General features: G+C 39.7%; 1 pseudogene. It reads right to left on the reverse strand.

Annotated elements, in window-relative coordinates:
• Positions 1-267, reverse strand: a pseudogene (locus LI162_RS15410) (phosphoglucosamine mutase); the annotation flags it as partial.

Consider the following 267-nt stretch of genomic DNA (forward strand, 5'->3'; position numbering starts at 1 on the left):
TAACCATAAGAGATGTCAGGATACCATCACCTGTACGTGCATGCTTGCTGAAGATGATGTGTCCGGACTGCTCTCCACCAAGAACATATCCATTCTTAAGCATGTTCTCGTAAACGTACTTGTCACCAACTGCTGTCTGTTCATACTTCATACCAATCTTATCGCATGCTTTATAGAGTCCCAGATTAGACATAATTGTTGTAACAACTGTATTGTCTTTCAGTTTTCCCTGCTCCATGAGATATTTACCACATACATAAATAATGC

Source organism: Mediterraneibacter sp. 210702-DFI.3.120 (assembly GCF_020561005.1).
Classification (GTDB): Bacteria; Bacillota; Clostridia; order Lachnospirales; family Lachnospiraceae; genus Mediterraneibacter; species Mediterraneibacter faecis.